The sequence below is a fragment of the Paraburkholderia sp. BR13439 genome, from assembly GCF_040948805.1.
In the GTDB taxonomy this organism is placed as follows: Bacteria; Pseudomonadota; Gammaproteobacteria; order Burkholderiales; family Burkholderiaceae; genus Paraburkholderia; species Paraburkholderia youngii.
On the sequence record NZ_JBFPKN010000001.1, the window covers coordinates 392647 to 409804 of the forward strand.

At 64.4% G+C, this 17158-nt stretch carries 18 protein-coding genes; 10 read left to right on the plus strand and 8 right to left on the minus strand.

The window, feature by feature from the left end; genetic code table 11:
* Positions 1-42 precede the first annotated feature (42 nt).
* Positions 43-1149, plus strand: coding sequence for an NAD(P)/FAD-dependent oxidoreductase (locus AB3X96_RS01805; protein ID WP_368588366.1), 1107 nt, complete (start codon positions 43-45; stop codon positions 1147-1149).
* Positions 1150-1157: 8 nt separating this feature from the next.
* Here AB3X96_RS01805 and AB3X96_RS01810 read toward each other — a convergent pair whose 3' ends face one another.
* On the minus strand, positions 1158-1283 hold the full coding sequence (locus AB3X96_RS01810) for a hypothetical protein (RefSeq protein ID WP_368588367.1): 126 nt from the start codon (positions 1281-1283) through the stop codon (positions 1158-1160).
* Here AB3X96_RS01810 and AB3X96_RS01815 point away from each other — a divergent pair.
* On the plus strand, positions 1282-1593 hold the full coding sequence (locus AB3X96_RS01815; protein WP_176109775.1) for a high-potential iron-sulfur protein: 312 nt from the start codon (positions 1282-1284) through the stop codon (positions 1591-1593). The two genes, AB3X96_RS01810 and AB3X96_RS01815, sit on opposite strands and share 2 nt — an antisense overlap.
* Positions 1594-1720: 127 nt before the next feature.
* Here AB3X96_RS01815 and AB3X96_RS01820 read toward each other — a convergent pair whose 3' ends face one another.
* Positions 1721-3277: an amidase gene (locus AB3X96_RS01820; protein ID WP_368588368.1), complete on the minus strand. Its 1557-nt coding sequence runs from the start codon at positions 3275-3277 to the stop codon at positions 1721-1723.
* Positions 3278-3519: 242 nt separating this feature from the next.
* Positions 3520-4218 (minus strand): dienelactone hydrolase family protein, encoded by a 699-nt coding sequence (locus AB3X96_RS01825; protein WP_368588369.1) that lies wholly within the window; start codon positions 4216-4218, stop codon positions 3520-3522.
* Positions 4219-4539: 321 nt separating this feature from the next.
* On the opposite strand from AB3X96_RS01825, the gene AB3X96_RS01830 reads away from it, so the two are divergent.
* The gene (locus AB3X96_RS01830; RefSeq protein ID WP_368588370.1) at positions 4540-5643 is read left to right on the plus strand and encodes an NAD(P)H-dependent flavin oxidoreductase; all 1104 of its coding nucleotides are present in this window, start codon (positions 4540-4542) and stop codon (positions 5641-5643) included.
* Positions 5644-6094: 451 nt separating this feature from the next.
* The gene (locus tag AB3X96_RS01835; protein WP_018436890.1) at positions 6095-7240 is read left to right on the plus strand and encodes a branched-chain amino acid ABC transporter substrate-binding protein; all 1146 of its coding nucleotides are present in this window, start codon (positions 6095-6097) and stop codon (positions 7238-7240) included.
* 104 nt (positions 7241-7344) lie between these two features.
* Here AB3X96_RS01835 and AB3X96_RS01840 read toward each other — a convergent pair whose 3' ends face one another.
* The gene (locus tag AB3X96_RS01840) at positions 7345-8559 is read right to left on the minus strand and encodes an MFS transporter (RefSeq protein ID WP_368588371.1); all 1215 of its coding nucleotides are present in this window, start codon (positions 8557-8559) and stop codon (positions 7345-7347) included.
* 252 nt (positions 8560-8811) lie between these two features.
* Between AB3X96_RS01840 and AB3X96_RS01845 the strand changes: the two genes are divergently transcribed.
* From AB3X96_RS01845 to AB3X96_RS01855, 3 genes are all read left to right on the plus strand, one after another.
* Positions 8812-9474 (plus strand): HugZ family protein, encoded by a 663-nt coding sequence (locus AB3X96_RS01845; RefSeq protein ID WP_368588372.1) that lies wholly within the window; start codon positions 8812-8814, stop codon positions 9472-9474.
* A 395-nt stretch (positions 9475-9869) separates the two neighbouring features.
* A complete protein-coding gene (locus AB3X96_RS01850; RefSeq protein WP_008921239.1) occupies positions 9870-10172 on the plus strand; it encodes an H-NS family nucleoid-associated regulatory protein in 303 nt (100 codons plus the stop codon).
* A 284-nt stretch (positions 10173-10456) separates the two neighbouring features.
* Positions 10457-11740, plus strand: a complete 1284-nt coding sequence (locus AB3X96_RS01855) for a cation diffusion facilitator family transporter (RefSeq protein ID WP_176109770.1) — start codon at positions 10457-10459, stop codon at positions 11738-11740.
* 63 nt (positions 11741-11803) lie between these two features.
* On the opposite strand, the gene AB3X96_RS01860 is transcribed toward AB3X96_RS01855, so the two are convergent.
* From AB3X96_RS01860 to AB3X96_RS01870, 3 genes are all read right to left on the minus strand, one after another.
* Positions 11804-12262, minus strand: coding sequence for an Lrp/AsnC family transcriptional regulator (locus AB3X96_RS01860; protein ID WP_012431468.1), 459 nt, complete (start codon positions 12260-12262; stop codon positions 11804-11806).
* 90 nt (positions 12263-12352) lie between these two features.
* Positions 12353-12985 carry an exonuclease gene (locus tag AB3X96_RS01865; RefSeq protein WP_368588373.1) on the minus strand — a complete coding sequence of 211 codons (633 nt, stop codon included), beginning with the start codon at positions 12983-12985 and terminating at the stop codon, positions 12353-12355.
* A complete protein-coding gene (locus AB3X96_RS01870; RefSeq protein WP_176109768.1) occupies positions 12982-13626 on the minus strand; it encodes an MBL fold metallo-hydrolase in 645 nt (214 codons plus the stop codon). The genes AB3X96_RS01865 and AB3X96_RS01870 overlap by 4 nt, the downstream gene beginning before the upstream one ends.
* Before the next feature lie 646 nt (positions 13627-14272).
* Here AB3X96_RS01870 and AB3X96_RS01875 point away from each other — a divergent pair.
* Entirely contained in the window at positions 14273-14878 is a 606-nt protein-coding gene (locus tag AB3X96_RS01875) for a septal ring lytic transglycosylase RlpA family protein (RefSeq protein ID WP_368588374.1), read from the plus strand.
* Positions 14879-15000: 122 nt separating this feature from the next.
* On the opposite strand, the gene rsmI is transcribed toward AB3X96_RS01875, so the two are convergent.
* Positions 15001-15885 carry a 16S rRNA (cytidine(1402)-2'-O)-methyltransferase gene (gene rsmI / locus AB3X96_RS01880; protein WP_368588375.1) on the minus strand — a complete coding sequence of 295 codons (885 nt, stop codon included), beginning with the start codon at positions 15883-15885 and terminating at the stop codon, positions 15001-15003.
* Here rsmI and AB3X96_RS01885 point away from each other — a divergent pair.
* Positions 15884-16396, plus strand: a complete 513-nt coding sequence (locus AB3X96_RS01885; RefSeq protein ID WP_368588376.1) for a YraN family protein — start codon at positions 15884-15886, stop codon at positions 16394-16396. The two genes, rsmI and AB3X96_RS01885, sit on opposite strands and share 2 nt — an antisense overlap.
* A 148-nt stretch (positions 16397-16544) precedes the next feature.
* Positions 16545-17132 carry a phosphoheptose isomerase gene (locus AB3X96_RS01890; RefSeq protein ID WP_176122307.1) on the plus strand — a complete coding sequence of 196 codons (588 nt, stop codon included), beginning with the start codon at positions 16545-16547 and terminating at the stop codon, positions 17130-17132.
* The last annotated feature ends 26 nt before the right edge of the window (positions 17133-17158 follow it).

A 17158-nucleotide genomic window follows, 5' to 3' on the forward strand; every position in this document is an offset into this window, starting at 1 on the left:
TGAACGAGGCAGCGCGCGGTGCGATGCGCCGCGTCAACGGATATGGATCAGATCGAATGTGTAGTGATCGGTGCCGGCGTGATCGGCCTCGCGACGGCGCGCGCTCTGGCGGCGCGCGGGCGCGAAGTGATCGTGCTGGAGGCCGCCGACGCGATCGGCGTGGGCACGAGTTCACGCAACAGTGAAGTGATTCACGCGGGCATCTACTATCCGCGCGGATCGCTGAAGGCCACGCTGTGCGTGCGCGGCCGCGAAATGCTGTATGACTACTGCGCCGAGCGCAACGTGCCGCATTCGCGCTGCGGCAAGCTGCTCGTCGCGACGTCGCGCAACCAGATTCCGCAGCTCGAAAGCATCATGGCCAAAGGGCGCGACAACGGCGTGCTCGACCTGATGCGCATCACCGGCGATCAGGCGCAGGCGCTCGAACCAGCGCTCGAATGCGTGGAGGCGGTGTTTTCGCCGCAGACGGGGATCGTCGATAGTCATCAGTACATGCTCGCGCTGCAAGGCGATGCCGAGCGTGACGGCGCCGTGTACGCGTTTCATGCGCCGGTCGAGGCGATCGAGGCTCACAACGGCCGCTTCACGATCGCGGTCGGCGGTGCGGCGCCCACCACGATCAGCGCCGCCTGCGTGATCAACAGCGCGGGTCTGCATGCGAACGCGCTCGCGCGCAAGATTCGCGGGCTCGACCCGCGCCACGTGCCGCCGCTTTACTTCGCCCGCGGCAATTACTTCAGCATCTCGGGGCGCGCGCCGTTCAGCCGCCTGATCTATCCGATGCCGAACGAGGCCGGCCTGGGCGTGCACTTGACGCTCGATCTCGGCGGCCAGGCGCGTTTCGGTCCCGACGTCGAGTGGGTCGACGCGATCAATTACGACGTCGATCCGCGCCGCGCGAAGTCGTTTTATGCGGCGATTCGCGCGTACTGGCCGGCCTTGCCCGATAACGCGTTGCAGCCGGCTTACGCGGGCATTCGTCCGAAGCTTTCAGCTCCTGGTGAACCCGCCGCCGATTTCGTGATTCAGGGGGCGGCCGCGCATGGTGTGCGCGGGCTCGTCAATCTGTTCGGCATCGAGTCGCCGGGTCTGACGGCATCACTGGCGATCGCGCAGCGGGTCTGCGAGCTGGCGGGGCGCGCGTAAGCCCGCGATTACACCGTACCGATCCGCTTATCTCCAGCATTTGGAATATCACCGGAGGCGGCTTCGTTGCTATGCTTGGCGAACGCTGTCATCAGAACGGCGTTGATTCCAATATAAATGGAGTGAGTCCCCATGAGATCTTCCCGTCGTACGTTTTTGATCACCAGCATCGGTGTGGCATCGACCCTCGCATTGTCGCGCCAGGCGTTCGCCGACGCGCCGAAAGTCTCCGAAACCGATCCGACCGCGCAGGCGCTTGGCTACAAGGCGGACGCGAGCAAGGTCGACAAGGCGAAATTCGCCAAATTCGCGCCTGGCCAGCAATGCAGCAACTGCAGCTTCTTCCAGGGCAAGGCGGGCGATGCCTACGGCGGCTGCCCGATGTTCGCGGGCAAACAGGTCGCTGCCACCGGCTGGTGCAGCGCTTATAACAAGAAGGCCTGACCGAGCCTGCGTGTGATGTGCTAGCAGGCTTTGCGCGGGATGCGCGGCGACATCGCGGCGCATCCAGCGACTGCGTGCATCGTGGCGTTTTGCGCCAGATGCGGATTGCAGCCGGCCGCTGGATTTCTTAGCGCCGCGCTTTCATCAATGGTGGGCGCCTGTCGAACCACGGCCGTGCCGCCTCGAGTTGCGCGGCGAGTCTGAACAGCGTCGCCTCACCGCCGACACGCGCGGCGAACTGCACGCCGATCGGCAGCCCGCGCGCGTTCCAGTACAAGGGCACCGACATCGCCGGCTGGCCACTCAGATTGAACAGCTCCGTGCAGCCGGCCCACGCGAATGCCTTGTTCGAGGCTTCGAACAGCAGTCTCTTCATCAATCGTTCCAGCGGCATCGTGGTGACCGCGCGCATCTGCATGCGCTCGACGGAACTCGGCCGCATCTCGCCGATCTTGATCGGCGCGGACGCCAGCGTCGCGCACAACAGCACGTCATAGCGGTTCAGCAGATCGGTCAGACGCGCGGTGATGCGGCGCTGTTCGTCGAGCGCGGCCGGCAAACCCTGCTCGCCGATCTTGCGGCCGACGTGCGCCATCGCCCACGTCGAAATTTCGAACTCGCCGCGCGTCGGCCTGTGGCCGGTGATGCGCTCCGCGTTCAGCACGAGGTCTTCGGCCGTCACCGACCACAGCGTCAGGAAAGCATGACGGACCGCCGCGAAATCGACGCCGAGCGACACCGGCTCCAGACGATGGCCGAGTGAGCTCGCGAGTTGCGCGGCGTCGTCGAGCGCGGCGCGCGCATCGGCCGATAACGACGGCGCGAGCATCGGCTCGGTCACGTAGGCGATCGTCAGCGGCTTGCATGGCTCGCGTGTTGCGCCGAGAAAGGTGCCGGGCGCGCCGGCCGGCCGCTCGGCGTTGCCCGCCAGCAGGTCGAGCAGCAATGCGCTGTCGCGCACGCTGCGCGAGACGGCGTGATCGATGCCGAGTTCGCCGGCACTGGCCTGCGCCGCGCGCGGCACGCGACCGCGCGACGGTTTCAGGCCGAACAGTCCGCAGCATGACGCCGGAATTCGGATCGAGCCGCCGCCGTCCGACGCATGCGCGAGCGGCACCACGCCGGCGGCGACCGCCGCCGCCGCGCCGCCGCTCGAACCGCCCGGCGTGTGATCGAGATTCCACGGATTGCGGCACGCGCCGAATAGTTCGGGCTCCGTATAAGGCATCTGGCCGAGCTCCGAGGTGCTGGTCTTCGCGAAGATGTTCAGACCCGCCGCTTTCGCGAGTGCGACGACCGGCGCGTCCTGTGTCGGAATGAAGTGGCGGTAGTGGCGGCTGCCCATGGCCATGCGCAGTCCCGCCACGGGCGCGCCGAGATCCTTGATCAGGAACGGCACGCCGGCGAGCGCGGCGTGGGCGGAGGAGGTGTCCGTTCCGTTCACGCCGTCCGCGCTATTCGCGCGGTTTGCGTCGTCGCGCGATGCGCGCTGGCGGGCCGCATCGTAGTCCTTCAGAACGACTGCGTTGATCGCGGGATTGACGGCCTCGGTGCGCGAGATCGCGACGTCGATCAGTTCGCGCGCGCTAACCTGGCGCGTGCGCACGAGTTCGGCAAGGCCGATGGCGTCATGAGCGAGATAGTCTGATAGCACGTCGTTTGAGCCCTCGCGGTCGGTTGGCATGCTGCGTCGAATTCGCGGCCGGCAATGCACGCGCGACGGCGTCGTTTCGCTCGATTTTCGCGTTGCTCCGCTCGGGGGCCGCGCATGTGAAAGACGGCGTGTCGGCCGACACGCCGTCTTTCACAGAGTACCTGAGTTGAGCGCCGACGTGACTGATGTGAATTCGAATGCTCACTTCAAATGCGCGAGCTGGCGATCACATCAGTAACGCGGCGGGTCCGGCTGAATGCCGGAACCGCGAATTACATCCGCTCGCCGAGGAACGTCAGCGTGCGGCCATGCGCCAACGCCGACGCGTGCTGGTTGTACGACGCACGATCCGAGCAGTTGAAGCCATGATCCGCGTTCGGGTAGATGTTGAATTGCACGTCGGCACGACCCGCGAAGCGCTCCTGAATCTCGCCGATGTCCGACGGCAGAATATGCGCGTCGAGCTCGCCGTAGTGGAACTGCATCGGCACCTTGACGTTCGCGGCCTTGTCGAGATGGTTGTGGATGCCGCCGCCGTAGTAGGCGACTGCGGCGTCGACCGAACCGGCCGCTGCGGCCAGATAGGCGAGACGGCCGCCGAAGCAGTAGCCGATCGCCGCGACCTTCCCGGTCACTTCCGGCAGCGCGCGCAAGGCGGCCGCGGCGGCGCCGATGTCGGCGACCGCGTCATCGACCTTGGTCTTCTGCATCAGCTCGATGCCCTTTTCGCGATCCTTGCCCTCATACGTCAACTCGACGCGCGGCTGCACGCGCCAGAACACGTCCGGGGCGAGCGCGACATAGCCGTCCTGCGCGTATTGATCGGCGACCGAGCGGATATGGCTGTTCACGCCGAAGATTTCCTGAATGATGATGACGGCCGGTCCCTTGCCGCCCTTCGGCAGCGCGAGATAGCCGCCGAAAGTATCGTTGCCGGCCGGGATGTCGATCCATCGGGAAGTCGTGCTCATGCTGTTCTCCATTGACTCGCGCGAACGCCGCGCGAGGTCGGTGTGTACGAAACGCTCAAGGCCACGCGGCCCTGCAACGGGCGGTTAGTTTGCCATCAAAAGAACCGGCTTGCAGCGAGGCGGGACGGGGCCTCGCGGCCAATGCGGCGCGCTTCGATTCTCGTAAGGCGATTGAAACGATCTCGATTATTCATTTCTCCGCGATGGCGCGGATGGGTACAGTCAGCGCGTAATGGCTCGCCCGTGTCAGCGCATCTCGCGACATCTTGGCGAGCGCATGGATGAGGACATCGGCGGCTTTGCGCCGGAAAGGAAACGAACATGAACGAAGACAGTTTTGTGACGCCGTTTGCCGAGCGCTTCCAGCTGCGGGTACCCGTCGTGCAGGCACCGATGGCCGGCGGCGCGACGACGCCGGCGCTCATCGCGGCGGTATCGAATGCGGGCGGGCTTGGTTTTCTCGCGGGCGCGGCGCTCGCACCGGAGAAGATCGCGAGCGAGGTCGCGGCGATTCGCGCGCTGACCGATCGCCCGTTCGGCGTGAATCTGTTCGTGCTCGATCCCGTCTCGCCCGATGAAGCGACCGTGCGTCGCGCGCTCGACGCGATCGATCCGCTGCGCGCCGAGCTCGGTTTGCCGCCGGGCCAGCCGCTCGCACGCTATGCGCCTGACTTTCGCGCGCAACTGGAGGCGCTGATCGAATTGCGTGTGCCGGTCGCCGGCTTTACGTTCGGACTGCTATCGGCGACCGACGTCGAGCGTTTGCATGCGGGCGGCAGCTATGTAGTTGGGACTGCGACGCATGTTGCCGAGGGCATCGCGTGGCGCGATGCGGGTGCCGATGCGATCGTCGCGCAAGGCGCGGAGGCAGGCGCGCATCGCGGCACGTTCATCGGCGCATTCGAAGATGCGCTGGTCGGCACGATCGCGCTCGTGCCGCAACTGGTCGACGCGACCGGGCTGCCGGTGCTGGCGGCCGGCGGCATCATGGACGGTCGCGGCATCGTCGCGGCACTCGCGCTAGGCGCGCAAGCCGCGGTGATGGGCACCGCATTTCTGACCACCCGCGAGAGCGCGATCCCCGAGGTATGGAAAACCCGCGTGCGCGGCACGTCCGATACGTCGACCACGGTGACGCGCGCGATCACGGGCCGTCACGCGCGCGGCATCCGCAATCCGTTGATGCAACGTTTGCGCGAATCGGCGGAAAGCATCGCGCCGTATCCGGTGCAAAACGCGTTGACGCAGGAGCTGCGGCAACACGCGGCGCGCGCGCAGAACGGCGACTACCTGTCGCTGTGGGCGGGGCAGGGTGCGCCGCTCGGGCGCACGCGCGCCGAAGCAATCGGCGCGGCTGAACTGATGGCGCAACTCGAGCAGGAATGGAAGGCGGCCTCCGCGCGAATCGCCGGCTTCATGCGTTGATTGCGTGGTCGATTTAAGGTTGATTTAAGTTTTTTACCGTTGTCACATTCCTGTGCGGCGCGCCACATTTTTGAGTTGAAAAACCCTTCGAATCTTATGTGACAGAAGCCGGAAAAAGACTAAATCCGCGCCCGCGGAGAAACTTCCCAATTAGCGGAAACCCGCATGGGATGGGGCTTTCCGGCTCGCTCGCCCAAGCCGCGAGCGGCTCGCGCAGGAACTGCGCTATTAGTGTTGTTCCCACTTTCTCAAAAAACTCCCGCAAATTAATTTGTTGGCCTACACTTGCGCGCAAGTACGGTTTGCCAACTGTCACAAACAGTCCGGTAAACGTACTGGCCAAGTGCATGAACGATGCAACCGGCGTGGTCGTCCACGGGACTGAGCGACACGTGTAGGGGAAGCGGGGCACAGGGCGATTACGTTGTTTTGACCGAAACTGGAGACTTACATGAGCATCAAAATTCAAAAGCTGTTGCCGATCAGCGCTGCCGCTCTGCTGTTCGCGACGTTGGCAACATCGGCCGCGGCCGACACGGTCATCAAGATCGGTCACGTTGCGCCGTTGACTGGCGGTATCGCTCACCTGGGTAAGGACAACGAGAACGGCGCGCGCCTGGCCGTTGAAGAAATCAACGCGAAGGGTCTGACGATCGGCGGCCAGAAGGTCACGCTGCAACTCGACGCGCAAGACGACGCGGCTGACCCCCGCACGGCTACGCAGGTTGCGCAGAAGCTCGTCGACGACAAGGTCGTCGCCGTGGTCGGCCACCTGAACTCGGGCACCTCGATCCCGGCATCGAAGATCTATAGCGATTCGGGCATCGTGCAGATCTCGCCGTCGGCAACGAACCCGGCCTACACGCAGCAAGGCTTCAAGACGACCTACCGCGTCGTCGCGACCGACGCTCAGCAAGGCCCGGCACTCGCGAACTACGCGGCGAAGGGCATGAAGGTGAAGAGCGTCGCGATCGTCGACGACTCGACCGCTTACGGGCAGGGTCTCGCGAACGAGTTCGAGAAGACGGCGAAGGCGCTCGGTCTGAACGTCGTATCGCACGACGCGACGAACGACAAGGCCGTCGACTTCCGCGCGATTCTGACGAAGATCAAGGGTGAAAACCCCGACGCGATCATGTACGGCGGCATGGACGCAACCGGCGGCCCGTTCGCCAAGCAGGCAAAGCAGCTCGGCCTGCGCGCGAAGGTGCTGGCAGGTGACGGCGTGTGTACCGACAAGCTGTCGGACCTGGCCGGCGACGCAACCGACAACATCGTCTGCTCGGAAGCCGGCATGGCGCTCGAAAAGATGGCAGGCGGCAAGGCGTTCGAAACGAAGTACGAAAAGCGCTTCGGCCAGCCGATCCAGATTTACGCGCCGTTCACGTATGACGCTGTGTACATCATCGTCGACGCGATGAAGCGCGCCAACTCGACCGAACCGGCGAAGATCCTGGCAGCGATGCCGGCGACCGACTACAAGGGCGTGATCGGCGAAACGACGTTCGACTCGAAGGGCGACCTGCAGCACGGCGTGATCTCGCTGTACAACTACAAGCAAGGCAAGAAGACGCTGCTCGACGTGGTGAAGATGTAAATTCAGTGTGATCGAAGGCGGCGTCGCGCCGCACTTCGATTCGCAGCTTGAGAGGCACGTGGGCCGCGAGGCTTGCGTGCCTTTTCTTTTGTTCACCGCTCCTGTCAGATCTTCAAACGCCGCAGCACCTTCGGCCCGGCGAAGGCGATCATCGCGGCGCACACCGCGACGACCGACAGTCCGATCGTCAGATTGGTCACCTGCGCGACGGCGCCGATGATCACCGGTCCGAGCAGCAAGCCGAAATAGGCCAGCCCCGCCACGTGCGCGAGCCCTTCGGCCGCGTGGATGCCCTTCACGCTCGCCGCCGCCGCGAACAGCACCGGCATCATGTTCGCGAGGCCCAGGCCGATCAGCGCAAAGCCGGCGAGCGCTGCCACCGGATTCGGCAGCAGCAGCGCGTCGACCATCCCGGCGCAGGCGAGCGCCGCGCTGATCATCACGAGCTGGGGTGCGCCGAAGCGGGCGCGCACCGCGTCGCCGGCAAAACGCGCGACTGCCATGCCGCCGGAAAACGCCGCGTAGGCGGCGCTGGCGAGCGCGGGCGTCGAGAGCACGACATCGCGCATATAGACCGTGGCCCAGTCGTACATCGCGCCTTCGGCGATCAGCGCGACCAGCGCCATCGTGCCGAGCGCCCACAGCGCCGGCGAGCGCCAGCGGCTCGCACGTGGCGTCGCCGCATCGGGATGCTCGGCGTGCGGCACGTGCGGCAGCACCGACGGGCACGCGAGCAGCAGCACGAGCGCACTGCTCGCCGCGGCGAGCGCGAGATGCAGAGCCGGCGCCATGCCACGCGACAGCAGCGCCCCACCGACCGCTGCGCCGAACATGCCGCCAAGACTGAACATGCCGTGCAGCGAGGACATGATCGGCTTGCCGAGCGCCTTTTCGACGGCGCTCGCTTCGGCGTTCATCGCGACGTCGAGAGTGGCCATGCCGGCGCCGAAGACGGCCAGCACGACCAGCAGAATCCAGTACGCGGGCACGGCCAGAATCAGCGCCGCGCAGGCGGCCATCGCGAGGCCGCCGGCCAGGCAGGCCCGGCGCGTGCCGACCCGCGCGATCCACGACGCATTGGTCACCATCGCGCCGATCGATCCGCCCGCCACCGCGAACAACGCGAACGACAGCATCGCCGGATTCAGATGGAAGCGGTCGCGCACCGTCGGCACGTGCACGCCCCACGACGCGTACATCATGCCGGCGATGAAAAACAGCGCCATCGTGGCGATCCGTGCGCGTTGCCGTGCGGTGACGGACAAGTTGCGATGGGCGGCGGGGAGGACGGCGAATTCGGAGGCGTGGTGATCGGGCACGGAGGTCTCGAGGCGGAGGGCGCGAGAAAGCGCATTGAAAGCGGATCTCCGATTTTATCGAAGCGTGGTGGCTAACGCTTGGAGCCGTGGGATCGGGCGCATACGATTGATGGGCTGGAGATGCAACGAAGCGGGATTGCTGGATGTCATGCTTTGGTGCGTCGCTCTCGCTTTTTGCATTGCTGCGCGTGACGGCTTTTGTGCCGCTCACCGCTCTCCTGTTCATTCCAAATTCACCCGAGGAACGCTCAGTTGAACATTCCCGCTCACGCTCCGCTGCATCTGCTGCACACGGCTGCGGTCGGCACGCTCGCCACGCACGCTCGCCAGCCCGAGGGCTTTCCGTATCCGTCGGTGCTGCCGTTCGCGCCGGACGCACGGCATCGTCCGACGATCCTCGTGAGCCGGCTCGCGGAGCACACGCACAACCTGCACGCCGATCCGCGCACCGGTTTCCTGGCCGTCGACGCACCCGATGGCGACGTGCTGGGCGGCCAGCGCGTCACGCTGCTCGGCCGCTTCGAGCCGGTCGACTCGAACCCGGAACTGGTGCGGCGCTACCTGCGCTATCACCCGGACGCGGAGCGCTATCTGGCGTTGGGCGATTTCACGTTCTGGATCATGGAGATCGAGCGGCTGCGCTACATCGGCGGCTTCGGCGCGATGGGCTGGCTCGACGGCGCGCAACTCGATCCGCTGCCACCGCTTGCCGCCAGCGACGAGGACGCGCTGATCGCGGAGTTCGGTCGCCGGTTTAGTGGCGCGGGCGGCGTCGAATTGCTGGGCGTCGACCGTTATGGCGCCGATCTGAAACGCGACGGTGTGCGCCGCCGCTTCGCATTCGATGACGCGCGATCCGATACCGGAACATTGCACGCGGCGCTCGAAGTCTGCATCGAGCGGCATGCGGATTAAGCATTTATCGTTTATCGGAAAAACAAGCGTGCGCCAGTCGCAACGAACGGACGCCTGTATCAAAAGTGCGTGCTTATCCGAGCCAAAGCTTTCATGCCGTGAAATGTTTGATGCGCAATAGACGGCTCAAGTCTCATTTTCTGATAGTTAAATCGGATCAATATGCAGACTGGGGAATTTTTTCAGCGACGTGCGAAATCACCTATTTGAAAGGCCGTAGTCCGACGCACAAGGGACGCAGGAAACTTTTTGAAACGAATTTAAATTAATTTTTCCGGGCGCTTATCCAGCCTTTCTATTTTGTGTTAATCTCGCCATCAAATTCCGAGGCATGAAACCTTCAAAGGCGAGTCGGCAAAAGACCGGCGTCATTTATCCATACCACAAGGGAACCTATGTCTTCTTACAAGGAACTACTCGCGCAGCGCGAGAAGCTCGAAAAGCAGATTGAAGAAGCGAAGTCGCGCGAATACGCGGAAGTCTTGAATGAAATCAAGCAGAAAATGGCCGACTACGGCATTTCGCTGAGCGAACTCGGCGGCGGCCGCGCACCGAAGGGCGCTAAAGCGAGCCGGCCGCGCGCAGGCGTCGCGCCTAAATATCGTGATCCTGAAAGCGGCAGCACGTGGTCCGGTCGCGGCAAGCCGCCGCGCTGGATCGCCGGTCTTGATCGCGAAAAGTTTCTGATCCAGAAGTAATCGCGATCCGGCGGATGGTAAGGGTTTGCCTGCACGTAATGCGAATACTGGCGGTCCACCGCGTTTATAGCCTGCTGCAGGATCTCAAAAAGCCGCGCACCGTTCAGGGCGCGGTTTTGTCATTTGCGGCACCGGGTTTCTGTCGCATGCACTTCAGGTAGCTGGAACGCGAATGCTTTTCGTTTAGATAAGCGACTGATTTAAAAAGGTTTTTTTCGGGCTTCCCTGCGCAGGCGAATCGTGGCGGGTACAATAGCAACAACTGACCTTTCCGCCTTTTCAGCATGCCGTCCGCCGCGATCGCCCAAACCGCCGAGAAACAACGCGTTGCACGCAAGAGTACCTTTGCGAGTATTGCGGTCAATACCGTATTGATGACGCTGCAAATCATCATCGGTACGATCGCGCACTCGCAGGCGCTGGTTGCCGACGGTGTCCATTCGCTCGCCGATCTCATTTCCGATTTTGTCGTGCTGATTGCCAATCGGCATAGCGGGGCAAAACCCGACGCCGATCACAATTACGGACATAGCCGTTATGAGACGGTGGCGTCGTTATTTCTCGGCGCGCTGCTGATCTCGGTCGGCGTCGGTATGTTGTGGCGCGCCGGTACGCGGCTCGCCGATCTACAAAATATTCCCGCCGTGCATATGAGCGCGCTCGCGGTCGCGGCGCTCGTACTGGTCTCGAAGGAAGCGCTGTTCCGCTACATGCTGCACGAGGCGAACCGGGTGCGTTCCGCGATGCTGATCGCGAACGCATGGCACGCCCGCTCGGACGCGGCGTCGTCTCTGGTGGTGGGGATCGGCGTGGTCGGCAGTCTCGCCGGCCTGCGGTTGCTCGACCCGATCGCGGCGGCTATCGTCGGCTTCATGGTCGCGCGCATGGGCTGGACCTTCGGTTGGGACGCGTTGCAGGATCTGTCGGACCGTGCGCTCGACGAAACCGCCGCCGCCGACATGCGCGCGCTGCTGATGTCCACCCCGGGCGTGCGTGACGTGCACGAAATGCGCACGCGCAAGACGGGCGATTTCGCGCTCGTCGACGCGCATATCCTCGTCGATCCGATGATTTCGGTGTCGGAAGGCCATTACATCGCGGAGTCGGCGCGTCTGCGCGTGCTGACCGACAAGCGCGTGCTCGACGCGCTGATTCACGTTGACCCGGAAAACGACGCGCTCGCGCATCCACCGGTCGATCTGCCGCCGCGCGAGCGCGTGACCGCCGAGGTCGACGAAGCGCTGGCTGCCGGTGGCTTGCGGGCCGCTGCGGTGAATCTGCACTACCTGAGCACCGGGCTCGACGTGGAGGTGGTGTTGCCGGCGGCGGGGTCTGCTGAAGGGCGCGCTGCGGAGGGTGCCGAAGTCGCTCGTTTGCTGGAGAGCGAGGCACAGTCGCTCGGCCGCGTCGATCTGACGGCGCTCAAGCGTCGTCTCGGCGCACGCAAGCTCGACGTGCTGCTGCAACGGGATATCTCGGCCGCGCAAGGCGGTTCGGCGGCGGAGCTCAAGACCGGCACCGCTCCCGCCGGTCGGTCAACCGCCACCGAGCCTCACAACGCCACCTGAGTTTGGTCAGTTTCGGACGCCCGAAACCGCGAACTTCCATGCCGCCCGCGGCGGCGGCATCCGTCACAACGGCAACTGCGTATCGAACTTGATTTCGCGTAGCACCACGCTCGTGCGCACCTGCGCGACGGCCGGAATCTTGAAAATGCGTTCGTGCAGGAAGCTGTCGTACGCCTTGATGTCGGGCGCGACGATCTTCAGGATGTAATCGGATTCACCCGTCGTGCTGTAGCACTCGGTCACTTCGGGGCAGGTAGCGATTTCCCGCTCGAACTGCTCGACGCCGCCTTCGGTGTGACGAGTCAGATGGATATGCGCGAGCGCGCACACGTGCAAGCCGAGCTTTTCGCGATCGAGCAGCGCCGTGTAGCGCTGGATCACGCCCGACTGTTCCATATCCTTGATGCGCCGCCAGCACGGCGTGCTCGACAACCCGACCTGGTCGGAGATTTCCTGCACGGAACGGCGTGCGTCGAGCTGCAGCAGGCGCAGGATCTTCTGTGAGAACGTATCGAGTGTCAACTGCGCCTCCGTTAGCGTCGCCGTATCAACGAATGGTAGAGGGCGCGAAAACGAAACGCAATGTAAAACGGCTCGCGCGAGCGAGATTGCCTAATTTACCGGGTCCGGAGCGGCGTTTTGCCCTGAGCCGTCCCCATCATCCTTGCCGTCCCCCGACAGCTCGGGCTGACGCGCGCGCAAGTCCTTCAGCATGTTGCAAAAGAGGGCACCCTGCTCGATTGCGTCGTCGAGCGCGACGTGCGTGTGCGGATGCTCGTCGAACCAATGTTTCGGAAAGCGCGGCTTGATGTTCTTGCGGTACGGCAGGCCAGTCATCGCAAAGGCGAGCGTCTTGATATCGAGCGCCGACCACGAGAACGGGCAGCGGCCGACGAAGCGCATCATGTACCAGAACATATAGGTGAAGTCGAAGCCAGCCGGCATCGCGACAAACACGGGCTTGCCCGGCAGCGCCTCGACCCAGTCGACATAGGCGCTCAGGGCGGCCTCGGGCTTCTGCAAGTCCTGACGGCAGGCCGCCCATGCTTCCGGCTGGGTCTTCCACCACGCTTCTTGCACTGGATGCGGCGCCGCGCCTTCCAGTAGTTCGAGATTCGCCGAGAACGTCGCGATCAACTGCTTGTCCTCGGTGTATGCGGCGGATGCGAAGCTCAGCATCGAATGCGGGCCTGGGATCGGGCCGTCCGCTTCGACGTCGGTACTGACATAGATTTCGCTGCTCATGCGCCCACTCCGTCGGCGACATAGGGATTCGTGCGGCGCTCGGCGCCGAACGTCGAGGTCGGGCCGTGGCCCGGCACGAACGTGATGTCGTCGCCGAGCGGCCAGAGTTTGTCGCGGATCGAGCGGATCAGATCCGCGTGGTTGCCGCGCGGGAAATCCGTGCGGCCGATCGAGCCGGCGAACAGCACGTCGCCGACCAGCGCAAGCCGGTGCGCCCGGCTGAAGAAGACCACGTGGCCCGGTGTGTGGCCGGGGCAGTGGTACACCTCGAAGGTTTCGTCGCCGAACTGCACGGTGTCGCCGTCTTGTAGCCAGCGGTCCGGCTCGAAGGCATCGGCCGCGGGGAAGCCGAAGCGCGTGCTTTGATCCGGCAGTTTGTCGAGCCAGAAGCGTTCGTCGGGATGCGGACCTTCGATCGGCACGCCGTAATGGGTGGCGAGCGTCTTCGCGCCGGCGCAGTGATCGATGTGGCCATGTGTCAGCAAGACCTTCTCGACCGTCACGTTCTGCCGCGCGACTTCGCGTTGGATCATGTCGAGGTCGCCGCCCGGATCGACGACGGCCGCGCGCCCGGTGGTCTCGCATACGAGCAGCGAGCAGTTCTGCTGGAACGGCGTGACGGGGATCAGGGTGACTTTCATGGCTGGAACGACGCGATGGAAAAACGTTGATTGTACCGGCCTCGCGACAGTCGCCGTCGCCGACGCGACGGGCTTGCGCATGGCATTGTCGCGCCTGTCGCATGCCCATTTTTGCGATAAATGTGAAGATTGATCAAGGATTGTGGGTGCTCGCCATCCGAAAATTTTTTTTTGGGTATAATGGAGTCCATGCACAAGAGTTGTGCAGCCACAAGGCGACGCATCCCCACAAAACGGAGATGCCGCTCGCTATTCAAGTAAGGGCTGTCGGAATGCCGACGGCCATCAAGTATCGATGCGTTCGATGCACACGTCTTGCCCAGCCAGGCGCCGCGCGCCTGCTACGGAAGTAACCTCCGTGACGCTGGGTGGGGCCTACGCCGCCGTTCCTGCGCGCTGAGTTGCGCGCGCAAGAACGTGTTTGCCACGTTCGATTGGCGGCATGTGGGGTCTGGTCAGGCTGCCGGGGACAGGTTGCGCCAGACGTGAAAATTAACCGTGCGGTAGCGGCTGAGTGAGCCGTATCCGGGCTTTGACGTACTGCGCTTTTTCGCGCGGCGCGTTGTCGTCCCTACCGCCGGAGCCGCAAGCAACATGCCCAGCAGTTTCGCGGGTGACGCGGCTCGACTATGTGTTTGCACGTCTTATGAAAACTCGGCTATCCCGTGGTCTAGGGACTCTTTTTGCCTTTTTTGTGCTGGCCGGCTGCGCCACGCCTCCGGGTGCGAGCGACACGTCCGCGAACGACACGCCGCAACGTACGAAGAACATGCACCTGAGTTCTTTTGGACCGCAATCGTTCGGTAGCGCGCCGGCCTCGAGCCCGAGCACGTCGGACGCGCCTGCGCCGTCGCTGGCTGACGCAAAGCCGCTCACCGACGACGGCGTCGACGTTCCGGACTTCCATCAGATTGGACGTGCGTCGTGGTACGGACGCTTCTTCCACGGCCGCCGCACCGCCAACGGCGAGCGTTACGACATGCACGCCCTGACGGCCGCGCATCGTACGCTGCCGCTCGGCTCGTACGTGCGCGTGACCAATCCGGCCAATTCGCGCTCGGTGATCGTACGGATCAACGACCGCGGTCCGTACGCGCGCGGCCGCGTGATCGACCTGTCGATGGCGGCCGCCGGCATGCTCGACATGCGCCACAGCGGCACCGCGCGGGTCAAGATCGAAGGGCTCACGCAGCAGGAAGCGCGTGCCGAGCTGAACGAGACGCTCGCGTCGAACTCGGATCCGAACAAGTGATGTGACGTGACGGCGGCGGTGATGCCGCGTCGGCTGAACCAACCGTCTGTAGACAAGCGAAGGGCCGCGACATGCGGCCCTTTTCTCTTTCTCTTCCGCCTTTTGCCCGCCCGGCTTTGTCCTCAGGTGTCGGGCTTGTCTTGCTTCAGCGCGAGCGCGCGCGTGTACAGCGCGTTGCGCGATGCGCCCGTCAGCGCCGCCGCGACCTTCGCGGCGCTGCTCACCGTCAATTCTTCGAGCAGGATGCCGAGCAGCGCGTCGTGATCGTGCTCGCCGACCTCTTCGGGCGACGCGCCTTCGACCACCAGCACGAATTCGCCCCGCTGCCGGTTTGCATCGGCGGCGAGCCACGTTGGCCCTTCGGCCAGGGTGCTCTGGTGCAGCGCTTCGTGTAACTTCGTTAGTTCTCGCGCGATCAGCAGACGACGCGTGCCGCCGAACGCATCGGCGAGCGCCTGCACCGTCTCGATGATCCGGTGCGGTGCTTCGTAGAACACCATCGCGTGAGGGTGCTGCGCGAGCGCTTGCAAGGCGGCGGCGCGCGCCTTCGGCTTCGGCGGCAGGAAGCCGAGGAACGAGAACGTCGCGACCCAGTCGCCGGTCGCGCTGAGCGCGGTGGCGAGCGCGCTCGCGCCGGGCAGCGGGACCACCGCGAAGCCGGCCTCGCGCACGGCATCGACGAGCTTGGCCCCCGGGTCCGAGATGCCCGGCGTGCCCGCGTCGGACACATAGGCCACACGCTCTCCGGCCTGCAGATACTCGATCACGCGCTGCGCGGCGGCGCGCTCGTTGTGCTGATGCACGGCGACGAGCGGCTTCGAGATGCCGTAGCGCGCGAGCAGTTGACCGGTGTTGCGGGTGTCCTCGGCGGCGATGCGATCCGCGAGTCCGAGCACGTGCAGCGCGCGCAGCGTGATGTCGGCGATGTTGCCGATCGGCGTGGCCACCACATACAGCGCGGCGGCGGGGTACTGCTGCCCTTGCGCGAGTTCGGAGAGAGGAGTCATGACACGGAAGACACAAAGAGACGGAACGAGGCCGACATTGTGCCATGTGGGCTTGCGCGAGCAGGTCGCGCCGAAGACTGCGCAAAAGACCTCCATCAACGTCAGGCCAAAAACCGCCCACAACTTTTCCTGCGCGCATCAGTCCAAATCCGTCGGCGCCGCTTTCGAAGCACGCGCACGAGAGTTTTTGCAGCGTCAGCGTCTGCGCTTCGTCGCGAGCAACGTGACGTGTCGGGGAGGCGAGATCGATCTCGTGATGAGTGATCGCGACGGCGCGCTGGTGTTCGTGGAAGTTCGCGCGCGTGCGCAGCGGCATTACGGCGGTGCTGCCGCGAGCATCGGTTGGCAGAAGCGGCAGCGCATCGTGCGAGCGGCGCGGCACTATCTCGCGACTCGCGCCGCGACGAACCGCGCCCCGCGCGATGAACCCGCGTGCCGTTTCGACGTCGTCGCGTTCGAGAGCGGCAGGCTCGTGTGGTTGCGCGATGCATTTCACGCCGACGAACTCTGACGGCCCGCGCGGACAACGCGCGTGAGTGCGATAAACTTGCGCTCGCGTGCCGCGCGAGCGCAAGTTTATCGGCGGCCACAGCCTGGCAGTATGACTTCACAACACGGCCGCACAGTGCGGTCCATTCGCGGTAGAAGATAGAGACTCGATGTCAGTCGAACGCATCCAACAACACTTCCGCGACAGCGCGGCAGTCAAACTCGAAGCCCTCGAAACCCTCTCGATGCCGATCGCCGCCGCGATCGACACGATGTTCGCCGCGCTCGCCAACGGCAATCGCATCCTCGCGTGCGGCAACGGCGGTTCGGCCGCCGACGCGCAGCATTTCGCGGCCGAGCTGATCGGGCGCTTCGAGCGCGAGCGGCCAGGTCTGCCTGCCATTGCGCTCAGCACCGACACCTCCGTGCTCACCGCGATCGCCAACGACTATTCGTTCGAACAGATTTACGCGAAACAGGTCTGGGCGCTCGGTCAGCCCGGCGACGTGTTGCTCGCGATCACCACATCTGGCAATTCCGCGAACGTGCTCGCCGCGATCGAAGCCGCGCATGAGCGCGAAATGATCGTCGTTGCGCTGACCGGCAAGGGCGGCGGACGCGCGCAGGAAGTGCTGAGCGACACCGACATCCACGTATGCGTGCCGTCCGAACGCACCGCGCGCATCCAGGAAGTGCACCTGCTGACCATCCATTGCCTGTGCGACGGCATCGATGCCATGTTGCTCGGCGAAGACTGAGACTGATTTCGAAGGAGAGCTAGTTG

What these genes read in the sequence shown, in the direction of transcription:
- AB3X96_RS01805 (WP_368588366.1), top strand. Translation starts at nt 43, where the DNA reads ATGGATCAGATCGAATGTGTAGTGATCGGTGCCGGCGTGATCGGCCTC.
- AB3X96_RS01815 (WP_176109775.1), top strand. Translation starts at nt 1,282, where the DNA reads ATGAGATCTTCCCGTCGTACGTTTTTGATCACCAGCATCGGTGTGGCA.
- AB3X96_RS01810 (WP_368588367.1), bottom strand. Translation starts at nt 1,283, where the DNA reads ATGGGGACTCACTCCATTTATATTGGAATCAACGCCGTTCTGATGACA.
- AB3X96_RS01820 (WP_368588368.1), bottom strand. Translation starts at nt 3,277, where the DNA reads ATGCCAACCGACCGCGAGGGCTCAAACGACGTGCTATCAGACTATCTC.
- AB3X96_RS01825 (WP_368588369.1), bottom strand. Translation starts at nt 4,218, where the DNA reads ATGAGCACGACTTCCCGATGGATCGACATCCCGGCCGGCAACGATACT.
- AB3X96_RS01830 (WP_368588370.1), top strand. Translation starts at nt 4,540, where the DNA reads ATGAACGAAGACAGTTTTGTGACGCCGTTTGCCGAGCGCTTCCAGCTG.
- AB3X96_RS01835 (WP_018436890.1), top strand. Translation starts at nt 6,095, where the DNA reads ATGAGCATCAAAATTCAAAAGCTGTTGCCGATCAGCGCTGCCGCTCTG.
- AB3X96_RS01850 (WP_008921239.1), top strand. Translation starts at nt 9,870, where the DNA reads ATGTCTTCTTACAAGGAACTACTCGCGCAGCGCGAGAAGCTCGAAAAG.
- AB3X96_RS01855 (WP_176109770.1), top strand. Translation starts at nt 10,457, where the DNA reads ATGCCGTCCGCCGCGATCGCCCAAACCGCCGAGAAACAACGCGTTGCA.
- AB3X96_RS01865 (WP_368588373.1), bottom strand. Translation starts at nt 12,985, where the DNA reads ATGAGCAGCGAAATCTATGTCAGTACCGACGTCGAAGCGGACGGCCCG.
- AB3X96_RS01870 (WP_176109768.1), bottom strand. Translation starts at nt 13,626, where the DNA reads ATGAAAGTCACCCTGATCCCCGTCACGCCGTTCCAGCAGAACTGCTCG.
- AB3X96_RS01875 (WP_368588374.1), top strand. Translation starts at nt 14,273, where the DNA reads ATGAAAACTCGGCTATCCCGTGGTCTAGGGACTCTTTTTGCCTTTTTT.
- AB3X96_RS01885 (WP_368588376.1), top strand. Translation starts at nt 15,884, where the DNA reads ATGACACGGAAGACACAAAGAGACGGAACGAGGCCGACATTGTGCCAT.
- rsmI (WP_368588375.1), bottom strand. Translation starts at nt 15,885, where the DNA reads ATGACTCCTCTCTCCGAACTCGCGCAAGGGCAGCAGTACCCCGCCGCC.
- AB3X96_RS01890 (WP_176122307.1), top strand. Translation starts at nt 16,545, where the DNA reads ATGTCAGTCGAACGCATCCAACAACACTTCCGCGACAGCGCGGCAGTC.